19 protein-coding genes are annotated in these 21,997 nt (G+C 33.9%); all 19 read right to left on the bottom strand.

Annotated features, from left to right (window positions below; genetic code table 11):
• Positions 1-94: 94 nt before the first annotated feature.
• On the bottom strand, positions 95-1,030 hold the full coding sequence (locus T356_RS0107090) for a glycosyltransferase family 2 protein (protein ID WP_026513905.1): 936 nt from the start codon (positions 1,028-1,030) through the stop codon (positions 95-97).
• The gene (locus T356_RS20250) at positions 1,027-1,785 is read right to left on the bottom strand and encodes a 4-hydroxy-tetrahydrodipicolinate reductase (protein WP_026513904.1); all 759 of its coding nucleotides are present in this window, start codon (positions 1,783-1,785) and stop codon (positions 1,027-1,029) included. Before T356_RS20250 ends, T356_RS0107090 begins: the two co-directional genes overlap by 4 nt.
• 29 nt (positions 1,786-1,814) lie before the next feature.
• Complete coding sequence (locus tag T356_RS0107080) at positions 1,815-2,513, bottom strand: aspartate/glutamate racemase family protein (protein WP_026513903.1); 699 nt, start codon at positions 2,511-2,513, stop codon at positions 1,815-1,817.
• A 6-nt stretch (positions 2,514-2,519) separates the two neighbouring features.
• Positions 2,520-3,758: an ATP-grasp domain-containing protein gene (locus tag T356_RS0107075; RefSeq protein ID WP_026513902.1), complete on the bottom strand. Its 1,239-nt coding sequence runs from the start codon at positions 3,756-3,758 to the stop codon at positions 2,520-2,522.
• 33 nt (positions 3,759-3,791) lie between these two features.
• On the bottom strand, positions 3,792-4,922 hold the full coding sequence (gene rffA, locus T356_RS0107070; protein ID WP_026513901.1) for a dTDP-4-amino-4,6-dideoxygalactose transaminase: 1,131 nt from the start codon (positions 4,920-4,922) through the stop codon (positions 3,792-3,794).
• 7 nt (positions 4,923-4,929) lie between these two features.
• Positions 4,930-6,906, bottom strand: a complete 1,977-nt coding sequence (locus tag T356_RS0107065) for a hypothetical protein (protein WP_155838986.1) — start codon at positions 6,904-6,906, stop codon at positions 4,930-4,932.
• Positions 6,907-7,557: 651 nt separating this feature from the next.
• Positions 7,558-8,724 carry a UDP-N-acetylglucosamine 2-epimerase gene (gene neuC / locus T356_RS0107060; protein ID WP_026513899.1) on the bottom strand — a complete coding sequence of 389 codons (1,167 nt, stop codon included), beginning with the start codon at positions 8,722-8,724 and terminating at the stop codon, positions 7,558-7,560.
• Positions 8,721-9,719, bottom strand: coding sequence for an N-acetylneuraminate synthase (neuB, locus tag T356_RS0107055; protein WP_026513898.1), 999 nt, complete (start codon positions 9,717-9,719; stop codon positions 8,721-8,723). The genes neuC and neuB overlap by 4 nt, the downstream gene beginning before the upstream one ends.
• Before the next feature lie 37 nt (positions 9,720-9,756).
• On the bottom strand, positions 9,757-10,371 hold the full coding sequence (locus tag T356_RS0107050) for an acetyltransferase (RefSeq protein ID WP_026513897.1): 615 nt from the start codon (positions 10,369-10,371) through the stop codon (positions 9,757-9,759).
• Between the two features lie 28 nt (positions 10,372-10,399).
• Positions 10,400-11,446, bottom strand: a complete 1,047-nt coding sequence (locus T356_RS0107045) for a sugar phosphate nucleotidyltransferase (RefSeq protein WP_035780638.1) — start codon at positions 11,444-11,446, stop codon at positions 10,400-10,402.
• Positions 11,439-12,770 carry a hypothetical protein gene (locus tag T356_RS0107040; protein ID WP_026513895.1) on the bottom strand — a complete coding sequence of 444 codons (1,332 nt, stop codon included), beginning with the start codon at positions 12,768-12,770 and terminating at the stop codon, positions 11,439-11,441. The genes T356_RS0107045 and T356_RS0107040 overlap by 8 nt, the downstream gene beginning before the upstream one ends.
• 9 nt (positions 12,771-12,779) lie before the next feature.
• Positions 12,780-14,327, bottom strand: coding sequence for a murein biosynthesis integral membrane protein MurJ (gene murJ / locus T356_RS0107035; protein WP_026513894.1), 1,548 nt, complete (start codon positions 14,325-14,327; stop codon positions 12,780-12,782).
• A 6-nt stretch (positions 14,328-14,333) separates the two neighbouring features.
• Positions 14,334-15,554, bottom strand: a complete 1,221-nt coding sequence (locus T356_RS0107030) for an O-antigen polymerase (RefSeq protein ID WP_026513893.1) — start codon at positions 15,552-15,554, stop codon at positions 14,334-14,336.
• A gap of 189 nt (positions 15,555-15,743) precedes the next feature.
• Positions 15,744-16,937, bottom strand: coding sequence for a glycosyltransferase (locus T356_RS18675; protein ID WP_051563231.1), 1,194 nt, complete (start codon positions 16,935-16,937; stop codon positions 15,744-15,746).
• Between the two features lie 5 nt (positions 16,938-16,942).
• Positions 16,943-18,112, bottom strand: coding sequence for an N-acetyl sugar amidotransferase (locus T356_RS0107020; protein WP_035780636.1), 1,170 nt, complete (start codon positions 18,110-18,112; stop codon positions 16,943-16,945).
• A gap of 4 nt (positions 18,113-18,116) precedes the next feature.
• A complete protein-coding gene (locus tag T356_RS0107015; RefSeq protein WP_026513891.1) occupies positions 18,117-18,893 on the bottom strand; it encodes an AglZ/HisF2 family acetamidino modification protein in 777 nt (258 codons plus the stop codon).
• A 13-nt stretch (positions 18,894-18,906) separates the two neighbouring features.
• Positions 18,907-19,518 carry an imidazole glycerol phosphate synthase subunit HisH gene (gene hisH, locus T356_RS0107010; protein WP_026513890.1) on the bottom strand — a complete coding sequence of 204 codons (612 nt, stop codon included), beginning with the start codon at positions 19,516-19,518 and terminating at the stop codon, positions 18,907-18,909.
• A 43-nt stretch (positions 19,519-19,561) separates the two neighbouring features.
• On the bottom strand, positions 19,562-20,737 hold the full coding sequence (locus T356_RS0107005; RefSeq protein WP_051563230.1) for an N-acetyl sugar amidotransferase: 1,176 nt from the start codon (positions 20,735-20,737) through the stop codon (positions 19,562-19,564).
• Positions 20,712-21,947: a glycosyltransferase family 4 protein gene (locus T356_RS0107000; protein ID WP_026513888.1), complete on the bottom strand. Its 1,236-nt coding sequence runs from the start codon at positions 21,945-21,947 to the stop codon at positions 20,712-20,714. The genes T356_RS0107005 and T356_RS0107000 overlap by 26 nt, the downstream gene beginning before the upstream one ends.
• Positions 21,948-21,997 lie beyond the last annotated feature (50 nt).

The raw sequence follows: 21,997 nt of genomic DNA, 5'->3' as shown, positions 1-21,997 counted from the left end.
TTCCCAGTTAAAAGAAGATATTCCCCAAAAATAACAATAACGCTCTATATCTTTTATTTGAATGTTATCTAGTATATTACTAATACTTCTCATATCACTTATTATTCACCTTTTCACTTATTACATATTGTGGAGACAAGTTTATACACATATATATCCTTCCTATATATTCTCCGATTATTCCAAGCACAAGAAGAATTATCCCCCCCAAAAACAATAGAATACTTATGGTTGAACTCCACCCTGTTGTTATATGATGATTAATGATTTTTCTAATAATGGTAATTATACCCAAAACAAAGCCTCCGGCAGCAACCATAAATCCTATATATGTTGCCAGCTGTAACGGTTTAATTGAAAATGCAGTAAAACCATTTACCCATATTTTTAATAAACTAGATAATTTATATCCGGAAGTTCCGCTAGCTCTGGATCTATGCTCAACTTTACAATAACCTATATTCCTTGTACTTCTGTATACTAATCCAGAAAGATATGCATATGGCTGATTGTATCTCACAATTTCTTCCACAACATATCTTCGCATGACATTTATACTTACTATTCTTTTATCCATAGGTCTTCCATATGCTGTGTAAGCCATCCATGCATTAATCTTAGAACCAATTCTCCTAGAAAATGAAAATTTGGCCTCTTCACATGTTCCGTATACAACATCAAAGTCATTTGTATTCATCATGGCTATCATTTCAGGTAGTCTATCTACAGGACTTTGACCATCATCATCCATCGTCACTATCAGCCCTCCATTACACTCTCTGTAACCAGCCATAACAGCTGCTGCCTGTCCAAAGTTTTTAGAAAATTTAATAGCTCTGACATGATGGTTTTCGCAACAAATATTACGAATCACTTCCCATACGTTATCTGGAGAACTATCATTTACCAATATAATTTCATAATCATATTGATTAGCATTACTTAATTCAACAATTTCCGCAATCACTTCACTTATTGTCTTCTCAGATCTATAACACGGTATTACAAAAGAGATTAAATCATTCATCATTCGCCCAAAGCCTTTCTTTCCATTTCAGCTATAACATCTTTCATTTCATAATAGCCTCTCTTTCCATATCCAAACTCTGCTGCAATTAATGCACCATGTGCGAAAGCCTCACGAGAAAAAGATTCATGAATAACTGTTATCCTCTCTACTTCATTGGCAGCCGTCAACTCATGTACACCAACATATCCCCCCAAACGTACTGAAGATATATGAACTTGCCCCCTATTAATTGCTTCAGAAATTTTTTTTGCTGTAGTAGTTGGTCTTGGTTTTCCAGCCTTGTGTCTTTCAATAATCTCAAAATCAAAATCAGGTAAAACCTTTGATAACCTTGCAGCATAACTTATCAAAAGATTTATTCCTACAGTTAATGTAGACGCATATACAACAGATCCATCTATATATTTTACATTTTTCATAAAATCCGACCACTGATCATTATTAAAATTCGTAGTACATATAACAAAATTTATTTTTTTTCCTGTCATTAGTTCTAATAATTTAACAGATGTCTCTTTACCAGAAAAATCAACAATTACATCTACCTTTTTTTCTTCCACTTTGCTAACTGCTTCTTCAATAGAAATAACATCCATATTCATGTATTTTCCATCTATCAAATCGCCAACGTCTTTTCCTATATCATTGCTTGTTGCCCGATTAATAACCATAGCCAATTCATGATTATTATGCTTTATAACATTCATAATCATTTCTTTTCCTGCTTTACCGGTCCCACAAACTCCAATCCTCATGATATTATTTCCTCCAAATAGCCGTTATTCTATAGCGCGTTTTTAGCAAATCCCAAAAGTGATATTATATCGTATACAGGCAAACCACTTATTCTTTTTATATCATTAGCAAAAGGTGGCATATTTGTACATTCAAGTAAAATAGCGCCAATATTATTATCCGAAATCGCACGTCTTGTAACCTTTAATAAATCATTTCTGCATTCATCTACATCAACCTCATCCCAGTTTTGCACTGTAAAATTAGTAAATGTCTTCTCCTCCTCTAAACCATATATAATATAATCATTACGATTTATCCCTACAGAAAACAAATGTTCATTCGACAACGTCTTTTTGTTTGCTGTCAATATGCAAACTTTTTTATCTGACGAAATAGTTTGCTTTATCATAGGTGCCATTATTAATGCTGATGTAAAAACAGAAACATCAACACTATCAGCAATCTCCTTTTGAAATAAAGACAAAAACCCACATGATGTAGATATGATTTTGCACCCAGCTCTTTCCAATCGCTTTGCAGCATCAATAAATGGTTCTATGTCTTTTTTACTTAAATCAAGAACCACCTTGCTTGGTTTCCAATCAACCACCTTTTCAAACAACACTGGATAACCAAACGATAGTGCATTTCCTATATCTCCCTGAATACGTGGAAACTTGGTATCCAACATAATTATCCCCACTTCATATCCATAGAAAGTTTTCCCGCCCTTAACAATATTCATATCGCTTTACCATACCATTTCAGAAACTATACCATTTTGCTCAGTTGTAATTTTCAATGTTCTTTCAACTTCACTCATTGTTTTTTTACAGTCCTCTTTAGAGTCACCTTCAATAAGTATTGGACCATATTTACCTTTATCGTCCTTTATCTCCACAATTCTTTTTCCAATATATAAATCTTCCAGACAAACTTTAAATACCCCCGGAATTTCACTTGTCTCCTTTTGACCATCTATTGAATTGATTCGCCCTGGAACAAAAGTAAAGCATCGCCATGCAGCAACACCTTTTTTAAATTCAAGTTTGCTAACATCAATGCTTTTTCCATCAACTACATAATCTATAAGATATTCATTTGTATTAATTCCACTTGCCTTCGGAGTAAGGTCCGAAGAAAGAAATACTCCGCCTCCCCGTGCCGCTATTTCAACTAGATAAACCTCATTATCATCATAAGAATATATATACTCTGCATGTGTTATTCCAAATGGAAGGCCAATTCTTTCCACCAAGTTTCTGTTTGTTTCAAGAACTTTTCTTTCAATATCATCTAATTCACTTTTGGCAGAAGAAAACATGCACATTTTGGATACATACTTTCCTTTCAAATCAAAATATAATTTCTCTCCTACATCAGTATTAATATACTTGCCCTCCAGCGCAAATCCATCAACCAAATACTCTTTTCCATTGATGTATTTTTCAATTATAATTTCACTAATTCGAGATTCGTTAAACGCATCTCTCACAGCTTCAACTATCTCTGTTTTCGTTGATATTTTGCGCACGCCCCTACTTCCGCTATTTCTCGTTGGTTTAACTACAACAGGTAATTCCATTGATTCAATAATACCAATTGCTTCATCTTCCGAATTTGCCTTATAAAAAACAGGAACATGTATTCCACATCGCTCAGCTTCAACTCTCATAGAATATTTATCAGAAAAAATCATCGCCTTATGATATCCAATACTCCTTAATCCCATTTTTTCAGATACATATGCAACTGAAGGAACAGCAACATCCGTCTGATCTGTCAATATAGCATCGATTTTAAACTCCATAGCATACTTTAAAATAGTTTCCTTATCAGATGTATCTGCATATACAACATCATCAGCGATATCAAATCCAGGATAATCTCCTTCTGGACTCACTGCAATAACACGATGTCCTTTTTCTTTACATATTTTTATAAATGGGATCTGACCAGCAGCTGCCCCAAGAATCATTACTGTTTTCATCTTATTCCTCTTTATACTTATTTTTTGCAATTGCTAAATTTTAAAATATTCCTTTATCTTTTCAGCAACTCTCTCCACATCATCACAACAAATCCCATAATATAGCGGAAGTCTTAATAAACGCTCGCTTTCTTTGGTTGTATATTTATCTTCTCCATTAAATCTTCCGTATTTTACCCCCGCAGGTGCTGAATGAAGTGGGATATAATGAAACACTGCATTTATATCATATTGTTTTAAGTAATTCACAAGTTTCGTTCTCTGCTCAATATCTTTTACTTTAATATAGAACATATGTGCATTATGAACACATTCTCTAGGTATAAAAGGAAGTTCTATATCCCCTTTATCTTCCAATACTTTTAGCAGTCCATAATAATTGTTCCATGCATTCATCCTGCTAATCTGTATTTCCTCATACCGTTCCAACTGCCCGAAAAGAAACGCTGCATTTAATTCACTCGGCAAATATGATGATCCGGCATCAACCCACGTGTATTTATCAATTTCTCCTCTATAAAACTTACTTCTGTTTGTTCCTTTTTCCCTAATAATCTCTGCTCGCTCAAAGTTATCACTATCTCGAATTAGTAATGCTCCACCTTCACCCATGTTAATATTCTTAGTTTCATGAAATGATAAGCAGCCATAATTTCCTAAGGTACCACAATATTTCCCCTTATATAAACTACCTATAGCCTGTGCAGCATCCTCAATAACTGATAGATTATATCTATCGGCAATTTCTATTATCCTATCCATTTCACAAGACACCCCTGCATAATGAACTGGTATAATTGCTTTAGTCTTATCCGTGATAGCTTCTTCTATCAATTTCTCATCTATATTCATAGTATCAGGACGAATATCCACAAAGACAGGTACTGCGCCTCTAAGAACTACCGCATCAGCAGTAGATACAAAAGTATACGATGGCATTATAACTTCATCCCCTTCACTAATATTTGAAAGAAGAACTGCCATCTCTGTTGCATGAGTGCATGATGTAGTTAGAAGCCCCTTCCCACAATGTATATTTTTCTCTAGCCACTCATTGCACTTTTTAGTAAAAGCTCCATCTCCACATAGCTTTTGTTTTTCCAATACCTGATCAATATATTTTCTTTCTGTACCGATAACAACCGGCTTATTAAAAGGAATTATTTTTTTTTCACTCAATTCTGTATACCGCCATATCATTATTTGAATAGATTTTCTTCAATACTGAATCTGCTAATGAATTTTCCTGAGACTGCGCATCTTCTATGTAATAAGCTATTCCTTCCTTTTTCAATGCATTTATGCCCTCATGAAAACTTTCCGAATTATTTAGCATACCAACAATATCATTTCTTCGTTCCACTTCATCTATCCAATAATCACCATATGTCCCATCATTCCACAAAAAGCGTTCAGTAAATACCCCCATTGCCATATTTCCCCTTCCAAAATTCGAAGCTATCAAACAATCTTCCTCAGTATTTTCTTTAATCCACTGGTACCCCTCCATCTGACCGCTTGTGATATAATACCTACTCGAATTCACAAATTCATTTTCGTAATTTTCATAAGTCAAATTTCCCTGAATTGTATTAATTCCTTGCCACGCCATCTTTTGAAAACTCCTCTCCCAATAACCTACGCCAAATGCTACCGTATAAATAATCGCTGTTATCGCAAAAATTTTCCCCCTGCACTCCTTTGAATAAATGAAATACTCTATTGCTGGCAAAGAGAAGCACACTGCATATGGCAATGCTGCCATAGCAAAATACATCTGACTACTTCCACTCATCAGGATAGATAATGTCATATAAATACCTGAATTAGCCATAAAAAAAAGTACTACTAATTCATATTTAAGTATTTTTTTATTAAACACATATATCAGAGATGCAATTATATAACAAATCATAATCGCCCTATTTATAGTAATAACGCTAATAAAAAATGCAAAAATTTTAACTAATCGACTAGGAAATGGAAGTATTTGCGAAATTTTCATATATATATCAATACCATAAGAATTCTCCGCAAAAGCCTGCCTAATCCCATAATATGTTCGAGCAATATTTCTTTTATGACTCATAATAAATACATAATATACACAAACAAACGCTCCCAGCCAAACACTTCCAGCAAGTAGCGCTTTTTTTATCCTTTTTTGATAAAGAAGCCAAAGACCTTCTATGCCCATGCCTAATAAAACCACGACCGCAATCGGAGCCTTAAATCCAGTAGTGGCCGCCAATAAAAAAGATGAAAAAAATATATCTCTGTTTTTCATATCATGAGAATGCATAAAAAAAAGGAAGTAAATAGTCAATATTCCCATAGCCATTCCATAATCATATCCAAATGGGCAAAAGAAATAATGCCAATCAGTAGTAACTCCTCCCCGATCACCCGTAAAAAATATCAAAACTATTGCACCAGCAAGAAGAACTTTTCTATTAGTGAATCTTGACAGCAAAATAAACGTACCAAATACCAATATTATTGAAACAATAATATATGACAGATAAAATCCAACAATCAATACATCTATTCCAGTCATACGACTTATTTGAGCAATAACTATACTTGAAAAATAATGATATCGAAAATTTTCCCCCACCACTCTAAAAACTTGAACTGGCAATCCTTTTTGAAAGGAAATAGCATTTCCTATCCAAAATAACCAATCTACATAATAACCGTTCGCTCCATTCTCATTAGGAATCGTAGTCACCATTGATACAGCAAAGAAATCAACAACATATATAAGGAACAAAAAAAATAAACATATCTTCCATCCCCAACTTGCATCGTCTTCTTGAATTAGCAAACTATCATCCGTATCTTGTTTATAATATGTTTGCTTGTCTACCATAATCTTTTTTTTATAATAATTCAGTAACCCCAAGCCAACTAGCACCCACGCAACAAAAGCACATTTTCCAATATGTAAAAACTCAAAAAAATAATATTCTGGAATAAGAAAAATAAGACCTACACCGTAACAAAACGCAGTACCAGCAAGTTCATTTGGAAAATGTATTTTCATTCCAGATAAGAACAACTTTCCTTGCGCAAACACACACAGAAACTGAAATATAAAGAACGTAAGTCCTACAAAAATAGACAAATGATGTATTATACATGTCATCAAACATGCACATAATATGATTATCTGAAGAATACCCTTGTATCTGTTTTTGCCACATAGATAATTAGTAATACCTATATTCTTTATGCTTTGCATTATCTTATTTATATTACACATATAGTTCTTGTATGATGAATCTCCTTCTAAACTTGAAACTCATCCCTTTCTATATACTTTTGTAATAATTAAATATGAAAATAATTCTTAAAATTAATACACTATATTTTTACATAAAAAACTGAAACACCTATGTAAGGTAAGATAATTATCTTCAAGGGCGAGTGTCCCTTAAAGCAAATAGAACTATAGAACTGTCATCATCTATGACCAATAAAATTCAAAACTCGTAATTAGCCACTATATTGAATATATTTAATGCATCAAATATTTACCACATTACTTATGTAGAATAGTCACACCATATAATTTTTCAAAATTATACCTATACAATTGAGAAATACTTATATCAGTCTCCCAAACGTCCCCAACACTTTTCCAATATTACCACATTCATTAAATGATTTCAAAAACTCATAAAATAAATTAGTGTTATGAATTAGTGTTAACTAATAAATGTAGCACTCTGTAAACGCTATTATAAAAGTTGACCAGTGTAAACTTTTTCATTGACGTTTACAGCACTCAATAAAACTAACATTTCATATCATAAAATTTCTTTTTTAAATCAATTCCCCCACCCATTACTGTTTCAACTACTTTATTTGCAATTTTTCTAGCTGAATTCCCATCTCCGTACCGACTTACAACATTTTTACATAACGCCTTATGTTCAGTGCTCATAGCTTCATTCATCGCAACTACTATATCAGCGGTTTCAATTCCGCAATTAATTATACTTTCAGATTGTAATCTGCCACGCTGTCTATCACCTATATTAACCGTCGGAACCTTAAATACTGGAGTTTCTATAATTCCACTCGAAGAATTACCTAATACAAACTCCGCATATTTCATTAAAGACAGATATCTTCGAATTCCCAATGAAGTATATACATGTAAGTTATCCATACATTTCTCCGCTTCATCAAGCAATTCATTTATTCTTGCTCCTCCGTGATCAGCGTTAGACTTAGTCACAATAAACTCCACATCCGGAAAGCTCTTAATTGCTCCCAGAAAAGAATTTATCTGCTCATCAACATTTCCGTTATCCAATGTTACAGGATGATACGTACAAAGAGCATACTTACAATCAGGCAGTCCAACGCTTTCAAGTGCTTCCTGCTTGCTCATATCTGCAACATTTAATATATTATCAATACTTGTAGAGCCATAATTGTACACACGTCCTGGCTCCTCGCCAAGTTGGATTACTCGTCTTCTACTATCATCATTTGTAACAAAATGCAGATAGCTCATCTTGGTAATAGAGTGCCTTATCCATTCATCTATAGCACCCTCAGTGGTATCTCCTCCGCATAAATGAAAAATAGGTGTTAATGTATTCCCTGCAGCTATGGCAATTGCAAGCGTTTCATATCTATCACCAAGAAGAATAACTGCATTATAATGTTCAGTTGCAAATACTGATGTAAACTTAACCAACACATCCGCTTGATTAATTGATATATCTTCTTCAGAAGCAGATTTAATCAAAACAGAAATTTTATAATCAATCCTAACTCCATCTTTCTCTATATCATCCACAGTATAACCATAATCACAACTAAGATGAGTACCTGTGACAATTAAATCAATCTTTAATTCATCATTCTCATATTTTCGTAATTCTTTTATAACTGAACTCAACAATCCATATTCAGCTCTTGTGGCAGTTACAACTGCAATTTTTCTCATATCTCTATTAACTCATCCTCTTCAAAATCTCTATTAGCCTTTGTTCCAATAATTTCGCACCATTTCATTGGGGTAATACCTGTACCTGGACGCTTAGTAGTTATGTTATCTTCTGTAAATAATTCCCCCACTTTAATTTTCCTTTTAGCAACAATACTTTTTCTTGCAACATCTCTATTTTTTAATTCCGCCTCAGATATCTTCTTTTTTGGACTTCCTAATGCCAACTCTATTTTTCTTATACCATCAATCATCGCCTTTAACTCAGCAGGCTCAATACTTGCTTTATGATCTGGTCCTGGCAAGTTACGATCCAAAGTAAAATGTTTTTCTATTACTGTAGCCCCTAATGCTACTGCCGCCAAACTAATCTCTATCCCTTTCGTATGATCAGAGTACCCCACTTCATATCCAAACTGTTTCTCTATAGTCTTCATAGCATTAAGATTGACATCTTCAATAGGAGCGGGGTATTCTGTAGTACAATGTAATATTGTAATATCCTTAGTTCCATTATCTCTAAGAACATTTATCGCAGATTCTATTTCTTGCATTTCTGCCATCCCTGTTGAAAGAATTACTTTTTTCCCAGTTTTAGCTATCTCAACTAAATATGGATAATTTGTAATTTCTCCAGACGGTATTTTCCATATATTCTGCATATCATTCAAAAAATGTATACTATCAATATCGAATGGAGTCGATAAAAAAAGAATCCCTACTTCACAACAATATCTTGCAATTTCAATAAAATCTTCATAGCTAAGAAGCAATTTACTAAGCATATTCTTCTGGCTTTCTTCTGTACCAGTATTTTTTTTCTGATAATCAGCCATCTGCGCAGACTTTGACACTAATGAATCTAATTTAGCAGTTTGAAACTTAACAATATCAGCTCCACATTGTTTTGCAGTATCTACCAGTTTTTTTGCCATCTCAAGACTTCCATTATGATTTACTCCTGCTTCCGCAATAATAAGAGTTCTTCTATTCATGAATTATTTCTTCCTTTTAAACAACCTTAAAACATATTTACTTTATTTTTTTTGCCGGAACACCCACTGCTGTACAATTAGCAGGCAAATCACAATTCACAACAGCTCCAGCACCAACAATAGTATCTCTTCCTACGGATTTTCCTTGAATTATCTGTGTTCCAGTACCAATATTACAACCAGATTCAATAATTGAATTACCTGATACATTTACGCTTGGGTTTAATGTGACAAAATCTTCTATGACAGCATCGTGACCAACTGTACAATCTAGATTTATAATATTGCAATTTCCAATTGAAACATCAACAGTAATGATTGTTCCAGCACATATTATATTCCCTTCACCAATTTTAACTCTATCAGAACAAATTACACTGGGATCTATTAGATTAGCAAATTTTATATTGGGATTTTTTTTATAACAATTATAAAGTTTTTCCCTAAGCCCTGTTGCACCTATCGCTATTGCCACATACAATTCTTGCTCACAGTTTATTACATAATTGTCATCCCCTATAACTTTAGGATTATCAATGTCATTACTTATAAATCCCAAGAAATTCCATGTACTATTTTCTCTATTTATGCGTTCTACAAGCCATTCGACTTCTCGACCAAAGCCACCATTACCAACAATCACAAGATTCATTTATTCTCCCCCAAAAACACACGTCCGATTACTCTCCAAACAATTTCTTTCTCATCTTTTCAAGTTCAGGCAACTGTCCCATATCCATCCAATCATTTTCACTAACTGGAAATACTGCAACTTTTTTTCCTTTTTGTCTTTCTCTCTCTATAATATCAGGAAAACCAATAGCTTCGTCATCATCTATATCATCAATCACCTCAGGCTCAACAATATAAATTCCTGTATTAGTCAAAAACGACATTAACGGTTTCTCCTTCATATCAGTAATAACACCATTTTCTCCAATTTCAACAACACCATACGGTATATTGATGTTTTTATAAGCACATATCATTGTGATAACATTTCCATTTTCTCTATGAAATTTCAACATACTCTCATAATTAGCAGTAAGTAACGCATCACAATTTGCAAAAAAGAATGTGCTATCCAACTTTCCTCTTAATAGACTTAATCCTCCTCCTGTACCAAGAGGTTTCTCTTCATCATACCAAGTAATATTATAATTAGCCTCATTATCAGAAAAATAAGCCTTCATAAGCTCTTTCTTGTAATTCACTATAATGTGAAACTCATTACAATTATATGAATAATATTCTTGCATTATCAGCTCAATAATAGGCAAATCCCCCACAGGTATAAGGGGCTTAGGTAACACTCTGGTAAACGGATCCAATCTTGTACCTTTTCCACCTGCATTTATAACAACAGGAATATCTAGATTTTTTCTTATCCTATTCTGTAATGATAAATCACCGCAATACAAATTAGTGACAATTCCTTCATTATCAAGCACCGGAATAACAATATAATTTTTTTTATGATAGAGCACTTTTGCCTCTTCAATGCTCTTTGCATAACGAGGATTATGTTCAGCTGCATTATATGCTGCATCTGACATTTTCCCTCCCGCCAACAAGAAACGCCTTATATCTCCATCTGTAATGCATCCCTTGAGCTTACAATTAGAATCTGTTAAAAACAATATTCCCAATGCATTCTCATTAATATGCTGCATCGCTTCGGATATAGACAACTCTTCATTTGTCAAAAATCTTCTAAAATCATCCATCTATTGTGCTCTCCAAGCATGAATCAATTTTTTTCGCAAGCATAGGATAATTTTTTTTATTATTTGCCGTAGCTATCCATTCATTTATTGCCTTGCGAGATTCCCCTTGATAAGTATAGTTTGTTCCGCATAACAAATATGCTCGTTCAAATATCTTTTTTACTAAATTTTTAAATGGAATCATATTTTTTAATAAATAGAACCATCTTTTGAAAAAAAATAGCCTTTGTTTTTCCGCTTTATTCTCTATATCTCCAACTATCATATCTATAGCATCAACCATCCGAATATATGTTGGTTTTCCATCTATCGAGTATAACTTATCTATTATTCTCTTCGTATCCTCTGGATAACTGCACTTTTGATTTAGCATTTCATACATTTTCTTAAAACTATCAATTTTACAATATCCATTATAGATCTCATAATCTTTAAATCCACTAGTTTCGCCCATTTCATAGGGTCGTAATAAAAGCATATCCTTTTCTGCCGCAATACAGTCTATAACTGTCGTACTATACCAACTTGCAACTTTATCACAATTAATTATCCATTCACGAATATTCAAATCAGAAATCATAAAAAATTTATCTTTATGGCTACTCCAAAAATCAATTACGTTTTTCGTTATTTGTTCAATAGGATGTTTCCTATAAATAATAATATACTCATCGTTCTCTCTAAATAATTCATCGAACCATTCCATTATTTTTTCACATGATTTTTTTCCAAATATATGTTTATTTTTTATTATTTCCTCTGACTGATCCCCGCTTTTAATTATCTGCTCAACAATATTTTCTGAATTAAAAACAAAATCCGACACAAATAAAATCCATTTTTTATCATTTGGTAATTCAAACATTTTAGCAAGTTCTTCACGTGACCTATATAATGATTTAAAATTACTTCTATAAAAGTCAAGCTGTATAGCTCCAACAATAGAATTATACTTATTATTGAACCCTAACTCACTAATAAAATCTTTATAATCACTTCCCCAACATAAATGTGGCAATCTCTTAACTCGATTTCCGTCTGAATAATCAAAAAAAGCTGGTAAAACATGATTGGTAACTTGCTCACATGAATAAATTATAATAATTCCTCCATTTGTATTAAAACAATATTGATAATGATTCAAATCTTCATTTCTATATGAATTTGGAATTACTGTTATACTATTCGAATTATCTCCTAAGAGCATGTCCTCAGTTTTATTATATATTCGCGCATCATATCCTCGCCTATTCAATTCTCTTTGCAATAACACACAATTATTAAACTCTCTATTATTTACTTCATAAATTATATTTACACGCATAAATATCACTCAATCCTTATAAATATTATGTTTTATCTTTCTAATAATATATGATAATAAATCCACTACCTCATCAATTTTAAATAAAACTCCCGCACAAACATATACAATTGCTCCAACGACCAGAATTAAAACTAGTAAAAGTATATTTTCTAAAAAGCTGTTTTCCCAAAAACTATACATTACTTTTTTAACAAAATAGATTACACTTCCCATAATTCCAGCACATATTAAGCATCTCGCAAATTTGCATGCGAATAATTTATAGGAAACATTAGTCATTCTTCTAAATAAAACAAAATAAATTGGCAAGCATAATACAGCTGCAATTGTAGTAGCAAAAGTCAAACCAATATATCCATATCTTCTCACCAATGCAAAATTCAAAATAACATTCAATAAAACATTTGAAAAACTTACTAACAAAATATATGATGTCTTCTGCATAGCATAAAACGCTTTCAAAAAAATACACCTATAAGTCATAGCAAGCAAACTAATAGAATAAATTATAAAAGCATTTGAAGTAATATTTCCGGCAGCTTCACTAAATGCACCTCTTCCAAACACTATATGTATCACTAAATCTCCAGCCACAACAATACCAACAACTAAAGGAATATACATTGCAGAAAAGAAATCAAGCCCCTTTACCACTTTTTCATTAAATCCTTTATAATCATTCTCAGCCCACAATTTCGAAATAACAGGAAATACCATTATTGAAATTGCAATTGTACCTATTTGGTATGCAAAATCCTTCATTGTGTTTGCATAATCTAGAGCTGAAACAATACCTGATTCAAGCTTTGATGCAAAAACCTTATCTATAAGATTATTAATATTCGCAAGAGTATCACTTAGAAAAATAGGAATTGCCATAACCATCAATGATCTTAAATCCTTGTTCCATAATTCGGTAACCCTGAAATTGAACCCTATTTTTCTTGAACTTAGATGTGTCGCTATACTCTGTGCCACTATTGCAAATACATAGCCCAAAATCAATACATTCGAGCCAATATAATGACTTATAATTATTGCTATTATGCACATAGAGCTCATTAACAAATCTGGTGCTACTGCAGCAAGATGATTCTGATTACAGTTAAGGAACTCTTGAAAGAAGCGAAATAATGCATAGAATGGCACGCTAATGCAATAGATTCTAAAATAATATACCGTATAATAATATGTTTCGTTCGTAAATCCTGGTGCTACAATTTTTACGATATGCGGTGAAAATATTTCCAACAATATAACCAACGCAACCACTAAAAAAACGATTAAATTTATCACCTGACTTGAAAATAGTATCGCTTTTTTATGTCCTCGCACTGTTTGAATTTCTTGATATTTTGGCGTAAAATTCCCTATCAACCCCGCTATCCATCCAGATGTAATTGTCCCTATTGAAAAAGTCATCACATAAGCATCTACTACAGGACTAGTTCCATAATAATATGCCAAAATACTATTTTTTAAAAACCCAAACATCTTGCATAAAAATGTTATAACCGTAACAACAACGGCCAATCTTTTCGAATTATCACTCAATGCTACTTATCCCCACTTAAATTTAGGAATTGTTATTTTTACCCTCTTTGAAACAAAACATATAATTCCAGTAACTATATATGGAAAAACTATACTTAATGTTGTAATAAAATAATTCCCAAAAAAAGGTATAAATACAGCTTTCTGTAGTACTGCCAAAATTAAAATATAGTATTTGTCTTTAGCACTTTTATTATAAAAAAATGCTAGTACACCACCGATTACCACTGGATAAAACACCGTACCAAAGACGCCTAAATCATCATAAAAAGGGCTAAGCCACGTAAGCGAATTGAAAACTCCAGCAATATCATTTGCTATAATTTGATCCTCTCTATACATTCCCAATAGCTTATAAATAGACTGAAATACATTTGCAAAAATATGATATCTACTACCCTTTTCCACTATGACATTAAAGTTTTCAAATGAATATGCAATATAATTATATGCAGATGTTAATATAGGACTACTAATATGCTTAACCCCGTTAAAAACCATTGACTCGGCCTGCACTCTAATCGTCATTAAAATTCCCAATAATATAATCACTCCCAAAAGTATAAAGAGCAGTAATTTTATAGATAATTTTTTCTTCGAATTATATATATATAGTCCCCCCAATAACAAATATAATAGTGTGCCTCTAGAGAAGATTACTCTTAAGCAATAAAACAATACACTACCAATAACAAAAACATTATATACAATATGCCTTTCTCGCCGTTCTCCATAAATCAATTCAAAAAAAGAAAAAATAGCACAAAATGGCAATAAATTAATTACATAAGACTCAAAAGATGTAATCCCTTCCAACTTATTACTAACTTCAGTTTTTAAATCTCCACCTCTCATATTATGAAAGAAAGCTAGATTCATACCATTCTTATAAAAAATCGCTATTACCATAAATAATAACAATATAAAGAGAATCCTTGTTATAATTCTATACTTTTTATTAATACATACTTTTTCATTCCCTTCACACTCTTTATGCGTTGCAACAAAAAATCCAGCAAAAAAACAACCTATGCCTGCCATAATAATCATAAAATGTGTTAGCAAAGACCATGAATGCTGATATACTCCCCATTGAAAAGAAGAAATTGCAGCTGTAAAAAACCAGACAGAAGTCAATATCGCTACTGGATGTAATACGTCCTTATGGATTTTAAAATATATTAAACAAAAGCTACATACAGCCAATATAAAATATACAATTGGCATTAAATACCTCCAACCATACCATGTTTTTAATTATTTCTAATAATCCCCAATTTTTATGTGAGTTATTGAATATAGGCGTCATCACTAATAATACCAATTCTGTTAAAACAAGATACGCTAACCAAAACTCTAAAACACTAATTGTTCAATGCAAAATAATACTTTTTGCTATATTCACCTATACCTAAATCATATAAACAATTTATAACTCTCACGCAAGAAAAGCTCGTTACTTACTTTATCTCCAACGCTATCCATTCTTCTAGCAATCAATTCGTTACTCTTTTTTTCAATATGCCTTATTTCTTTAATTAAGCCCTCAACATCTCCGTAATCAACAAATCTATTTTCATCAAGATAAGATGTCTCTATTACGCCCCCTGTAGCAAATCCAAAAACAGGCGTCCCACATGCCTGAGCCTCCAAACATGTTGTTGGATAATTTTCTCTTTCACTACAAATAATGAATCCATCTGCCATTGAATAGTATTTTGCCAATATTTCCTTCTCGTATATACGCGGTTTTATTATACAATTACTCAAGTTCTCATATGTATCACCATCTACACCAACTAACACAAATCTTATATGCTCATTCTTCAATCTTTTAGCAACTTGAAGGACATAACAGCCACCTTTTTCTTTACTCATGAGATTAGGTGCAATTGCAAGTATTACCTTTTCACCAAAATCAATCCCCAACTCTTTTTTTAATTCAGATGAATCTACTGGTTTGAATATATTAGTATCTACACCATTATGAATCACCTCAATACGTCTATCCTTAAAAAAAGACATTCTTGTTCTTTCCGCAAGCCACTGTGAAGGAGTAACAATAATAAGATTATCTATTTTATTAAAACAATCTTGTTTTTCCTTTTTCATTCTTTTTGTATGATCAAACCACAGTGTAATCGGATAATCTCTTAAATGTGGGCACTCACCACACTCCTTTTTCCATTTTTCACATTCAACCGAATGTCCGCACTTACCAGTATATGAAAACTCGCAATGAAGAGTATGCACAATCTTAATCTTTTTCTCTGCCAAATAATCTAACAATTGTTTTATATTCACAAAATACGCATGTAACTCATGAATATGAACTACATCAGGTTTAAAGTCTTCAATATATTTTATAAGTCTTTTGGTAGAAAAAAAAGAAAAACACCCTGTGTATCCTGTTATCCTAGTTAAAAAAGCATGAAGATATGTTTCAACATCAATGCCGAATTTATATATATTTCTTTCATTTACAACTGGACCACGACCATAACAAACAGATGCTTCTCCTCCTTGCGCATTTATATATGAATATAGATTATATACAATCTGTCCTGTACTACTAGATTTACAATTAACATCTATCAAAAGCACTTTCATATATTCTACTTCCTAATTCTCTTCTCTAATCCCAGCATCTCATAAACTCTGATTCCAAGATTGTAAAACCATTCCTGGCTCTTGAATTTATCTGTACATTCCGGCATCTCATGATACTTCATAAGTTCTTCTTCAGATATTTCAAGCTTCTTTGCCACTTCAGTGAACAGCTCTTTGCTTTCTTCTTCTGACAACGGTGGCTGCTCAAGAATCTTTAACGCCTCATCTCTTGTCATCTGTCCTGTTACAACAAGGCTTGATAACTGTGCTCTTCTTATATCATGTCCAAATCTTGTAGGCTGCCAATAGCCTTCAAGGAATTTCGTGATAAGATCCTCGAAATGCTTCTGCGAATACGGCTCATATTCATATTCTTTCTTAAGAGTTTCAAGCATCTGTTCCTTTGTAAACTCTACATAATTAAGAGGCTTAAGGGTTTTTACACCCAAAACATACGGAATCCAGAATTTGTGCTTAAAACCGTTGGTAAAAGTATATTTCTTGATCGGTATCTTGCAATATTTGCGGATTACATCCTTAAGATATGTACCGTCACCTGTCGGGCCCGATCCTTTCTCCCATGAAGATGGATCTGCAATGATCTCCGTGCAAATATTATAACCATTGAGAATATACTTAACTCCCAGCTCACATGAATATCTGTCTATAAGTGAAATAAACGCATGATCCTGAGGAGCGTCAAGCATTTCTAGTCCTGTTCTGAACCACGCAAGCTGCATCTCGCGCATCTCATCCCAGTCCATCTTCTCCGTATGAAGCTCAACTCCGAGCTTATCCGTAAGCTTCTTTATATTGGTCTCAGCCACAGGAAGATTCCAACCGGCATCGATATGGAATACAAATGGCTTTAATCCCCATTCTTTTACCGCAAGATGAAGCATGTAAGAACTGTCAAGTCCGCCCGAAAGGCCGAGTATACAGTCATACTCTTTTCCTTTTCCGCTTTCTTTAATAGCATTTATAAGATCCTGCAATTCTTTCTCATGTCCCTTGCCATGATTCCACTCAGGTTCTATACGTTCTTTATATTCATTGCATCTCATACATACGCCGTTTGAATCAAATGTAATATCTTCATCTGACGTATCCATTACACAACATTTGCATATCTGATATGGCTTACTGTATTTACTTTTTATGACAACTTCACTCATCTTATTATCCTTCCGAATCATATATTCCGGCTTTTATCAATTCCTCTTCTCGAGGTGCCGTTATAAGCACAGCACGAAGTCTTCCGTAGAACACAAACATACTTCCGCCTGCTGCCGCATGTGCATGTCCTTCCTGCAGTACCTTTTTTAGATCATCAATTCCGCTTGCTCCGCCTATTGCAGTTACAGGAATATCAACTGCATCAGCTATGCTCTTAACAAGTTCAATATCATATCCCTGCATCATACCGTCATTATCTATGGAATTGATTATGATCTCACCAACACCAAGCTCCAATGCTTTCTTTGCCATTTCAGCCGGTGCTATTCCGGTCTTACGACTTCCGTCTTCTATAATGCACTCGTATCCGTTCTTGTTCTTCTTTGCATCTATAGATGCAACAACACTCTGGCTTCCAAATAGTCGCACGGCTTCTTTTATCAGCTCGGGATTATCCACAAGTGCTGTATTAAGTACAACCTTCTCATATCCTATTGCAAGCAGTTTCCTGACCTGATCAATATTTGTGATTCCGCCGCCATAACTTAATGGCATAAATGCTTCACTTGCTATATCGCTAAGTAACTGAAAATCCGGTTCTCCATGATTCTTGGAAGCGCTTATATCCAATATGGATAATTCATCTACTCCTTTAATATTGAATATCTTAACCGCATTAACCGGATCTCCAAGATATGTTCTTTCTTTAAATTGTCTTGTTTTAATAAGATCCCTGTCATCTACCAGAAGAACAGGGATTATACGTGGTCTGTTATACATAATTAATCTCTGATTACATTTCTACAAAATTAGTTAGTAGTGCCATTCCGAAGCTATGACTCTTCTCCGGGTGAAACTGAACGCCCATGATATTATTTTTCACAACCGCTGCCGCAAATTCATAACCATAATCACATGTCATCATGACATTATCCTGTGAATCACATACTGCATGATATGAATGAACAAAATAGTACCTTTGTCTCTTTTCTGTGAGACCGCGTGTAAGCGGTATATCTTTTTTGATATCAACTATATCCCAGCCCATGTGAGGGACTTTCAAATTAAAATCGTGAACTTGAAACTTCTTACTGCAAAACGGAATGAGGCCAAGTCCCTTTGAAGTACCTTCTTCACTGCCTGTTCCCAGAAGTTGCATTCCAAGGCATATACCAAGAATAGGTTTCTTATCCTGAGTTGCCACCTTCTTTATATATTCAGCTAAATTGCTTTCATTTAGCTTACTCATTCCGGCGTCAAAAGACCCAACGCCCGGTAAAATAAGTTTATCGCATTTATCAAGTTCTGTTATATCGGAAGAAATAATTGCTTTCTCTCCGATTATCTTAAGCATGTTCTTTATGGAGCCAAGATTACCCAGCCCATAATCAATTATTCCTATCATTGCTTTACCACTTTTTCTATATATTGTCTGACTGTAATGTCCGTTATACTCTAAGATTCCTTCGCTCCATACCGAGCAGTTTATTAACAAACACTCCGAGTCGAATCATCCACATAGAATTCTTGTAATCTTCAGGTGTCTTATTCGGTCCCTCGATAATCGCATCAAATTCCTCTGTTGATACTCCGAGTTTTTTGGCAATATACTCCTTATCTTGCATCATCAGATCAGGATCGTACGGAGATTGTTCAAGTCTCTCCAAAGCCTCTTCTCTTGTGAGTGTTCCTGCAAGTATCTCATTGGACATTACATTTTTACGAGTATCAAATCCAAACTTGTGAGGAAGATAGTATCCTTCAAAAAATCTGGTAAACACATTCTCATAGTGTTTATTCTCGTATTTATTCCACCCATACTTCTCATGGAGCAGCTGTTCTGCTTCCGGTTTGTTATAAACAACATAATCAAGCGGATACACCCTGTGCATCTGCTTAAAATATCTGTAATATACTTTGTACTTCAGCATTCCGCATGTGGGATATGTCTTTAATTCTCTCTGTCCGAATTTCTTATGAATATCCATTGCCATGGTCAGGTCATTCATATATATCCACTCGACCGGCGGACGGATAAACTCCGTCGCATTATTGGATCCTGTAAGAACATAGTGAATCTTATGTTTAACAGCATAATTGTACAAGGCAGAAAAAATCGCGTGATCCTGAGGAAAGTCCTGTGAAGATATTCCGGACTTAAAAAATGAAAGCTGCAGATCGGCCATTTCTTTCCAGTTAATGACTTCAGTGTACATATCTATGTCAAGGCCCTTAACTATCTTCTCAATGTTATCAACAGCCACATTAAGATTCCAACCGGTATCAACCACAAAAGCCAGAGGTCTAAGCCCCATAACTTCCTTGGCAATATATGCAAGATATGAACTGTCTGCCCCGCCGGAAAGCCCGAGTATGCAGTCATAATCACTGTTTTTTCCTGCTTTTTTTATCTTTTCGGCAAGTTGCATTAATTCTTCTGTTTTATTTTCTTTTGGCTTCCAATACGGCGCTATATTCTTATCAAAGTTACGGCAATGATCACATACACCGTTCTCGTCAAATGTTATTTTAGAATCAGTCGTATCCATAACGCATCTTGTACATCTCTGATACGGTCTTATTTTAACTGTTGTCTTATTATCTGTAATATTTTTCGAATTCATCTATCAGTTTCTTCTTTGTAAAATTAGTTTCAAAATATTTTCTTGCCTTCGGTCCATACATATTTTTATATGAATCCGGAAGATTTTTTATTGCTTCAGCAAGTTTTTCTGCATTTCCGATATCAACGCATACACCGCAATCCGCATCTTTTATAACTCTTTCAGTCTCACCCTTTGCAGATGCAATTATCGGCATTCCGCAAGCCATGTATGACTGAAGCTTGGCCGGTATAGTCCATGTAAAGAGCTGCGTATCCATAAATGAGATGAACGCCGCATCACACAATCCCAAAAATGCAGGAATCTTCTCCGCAGGCTGTCTGTCTATCAGTATAAACTTGTCTCTCACACCCAATTCTTCTATTTCAGAAACAAGCTTACTCTTATATCTTCCATCTCCTACAATCACAAACTTAACGTTCATATCTCCGAGAAGTTTTGCTGTCTGCGGAAGGACTTCAAGTCCCTGCGCATAACCGATATTACCGGTAAAAGCAACCTTCATGGATGTATTATCAGCTATAAGCTCTTTGATACTGTCATCATCAGAGTCGCCAAGTTCCTTTATCGAAGCCTCTCTATCCAGCACATTATAGAAATCTTCCGCATACTGCGGCCAATAATGTACCTTTTCTCTCGGAACGGGAACCTTTCGATTCACAACCGCCTCTACAAAACTTGGACTTGTAACAAATATCTCATTACAGGCTTTGTAAATCTTATCAACCATTCTGTCTATAGGCTTTATTATGAGTGGATTATGTATTCCTGTCACAATCTCAACGTTCTCAGGCCAAAGATCCTGAACATATAAATAAAGCGGAACTCTATGTTTCTTGGCATATCTCACACCGATCTTGCACTGAGTCATCGGCGAAGTTTCAAACATAAATACGTAATCAGCCTGTATTCTTGTAAATATATTCCAAAAGAATCCTGAAATCGGGAACGAAAAATAATTAAGCACAAGCCCTATCGGTGAATGCCCTCTCGGAATAAGAGGTATCCTTATTATCTTAATTCCGTTCCATGTTTCTTCTCTATTCTTAAACAATCCGTAGCCTTTATAAAATTTGCCCTGCGGATAATTAGGTATTCCGGTTAGTACAGTAACGTCATATCCTCTCTGTACCCATTCTGTGCATATGTCATTAATCCTGAACTGTTCAGGATAAAAATATTGGCATATTACAAGGATTCTTTTACTCATCTGAATGCTTTCCTTGTGAATTTATTATTTGGTGTCACAGTGTAATAGTA

The sequence above is a fragment of the Butyrivibrio sp. LB2008 genome, from assembly GCF_000621565.1.
In the GTDB taxonomy this organism is placed as follows: Bacteria; Bacillota; Clostridia; order Lachnospirales; family Lachnospiraceae; genus Butyrivibrio.
The sequence above is the reverse complement of the archived record's forward strand: the minus strand, read 5'-3'. Positions and strand labels throughout refer to the sequence as shown.

Coding starts and splice junctions, on each gene's coding strand:
- T356_RS0107040 (WP_026513895.1), bottom strand. CDS start 12,770: ATGCGTGTAAATATAATTTATGAAGTAAATAATAGAGAGTTTAATAAT.
- T356_RS0107065 (WP_155838986.1), bottom strand. CDS start 6,906: ATGACATGTATAATACATCATTTGTCTATTTTTGTAGGACTTACGTTC.
- T356_RS0107090 (WP_026513905.1), bottom strand. CDS start 1,030: ATGATGAATGATTTAATCTCTTTTGTAATACCGTGTTATAGATCTGAG.
- T356_RS0107030 (WP_026513893.1), bottom strand. CDS start 15,554: ATGCCAATTGTATATTTTATATTGGCTGTATGTAGCTTTTGTTTAATA.
- T356_RS18675 (WP_051563231.1), bottom strand. CDS start 16,937: ATGAAAGTGCTTTTGATAGATGTTAATTGTAAATCTAGTAGTACAGGA.
- T356_RS0107005 (WP_051563230.1), bottom strand. CDS start 20,737: ATGAATTCGAAAAATATTACAGATAATAAGACAACAGTTAAAATAAGA.
- neuC (WP_026513899.1), bottom strand. CDS start 8,724: ATGAGAAAAATTGCAGTTGTAACTGCCACAAGAGCTGAATATGGATTG.
- T356_RS0107045 (WP_035780638.1), bottom strand. CDS start 11,446: ATGGATGATTTTAGAAGATTTTTGACAAATGAAGAGTTGTCTATATCC.
- hisH (WP_026513890.1), bottom strand. CDS start 19,518: ATGATAGGAATAATTGATTATGGGCTGGGTAATCTTGGCTCCATAAAG.
- T356_RS0107050 (WP_026513897.1), bottom strand. CDS start 10,371: ATGAATCTTGTGATTGTTGGTAATGGTGGCTTTGGTCGAGAAGTCGAA.
- neuB (WP_026513898.1), bottom strand. CDS start 9,719: ATGAATAGAAGAACTCTTATTATTGCGGAAGCAGGAGTAAATCATAAT.
- T356_RS20250 (WP_026513904.1), bottom strand. CDS start 1,785: ATGAGGATTGGAGTTTGTGGGACCGGTAAAGCAGGAAAAGAAATGATT.
- T356_RS0107015 (WP_026513891.1), bottom strand. CDS start 18,893: ATGTATAACAGACCACGTATAATCCCTGTTCTTCTGGTAGATGACAGG.
- T356_RS0107075 (WP_026513902.1), bottom strand. CDS start 3,758: ATGAAAACAGTAATGATTCTTGGGGCAGCTGCTGGTCAGATCCCATTT.
- T356_RS0107020 (WP_035780636.1), bottom strand. CDS start 18,112: ATGAGTGAAGTTGTCATAAAAAGTAAATACAGTAAGCCATATCAGATA.
- T356_RS0107080 (WP_026513903.1), bottom strand. CDS start 2,513: ATGAATATTGTTAAGGGCGGGAAAACTTTCTATGGATATGAAGTGGGG.
- T356_RS0107000 (WP_026513888.1), bottom strand. CDS start 21,947: ATGAGTAAAAGAATCCTTGTAATATGCCAATATTTTTATCCTGAACAG.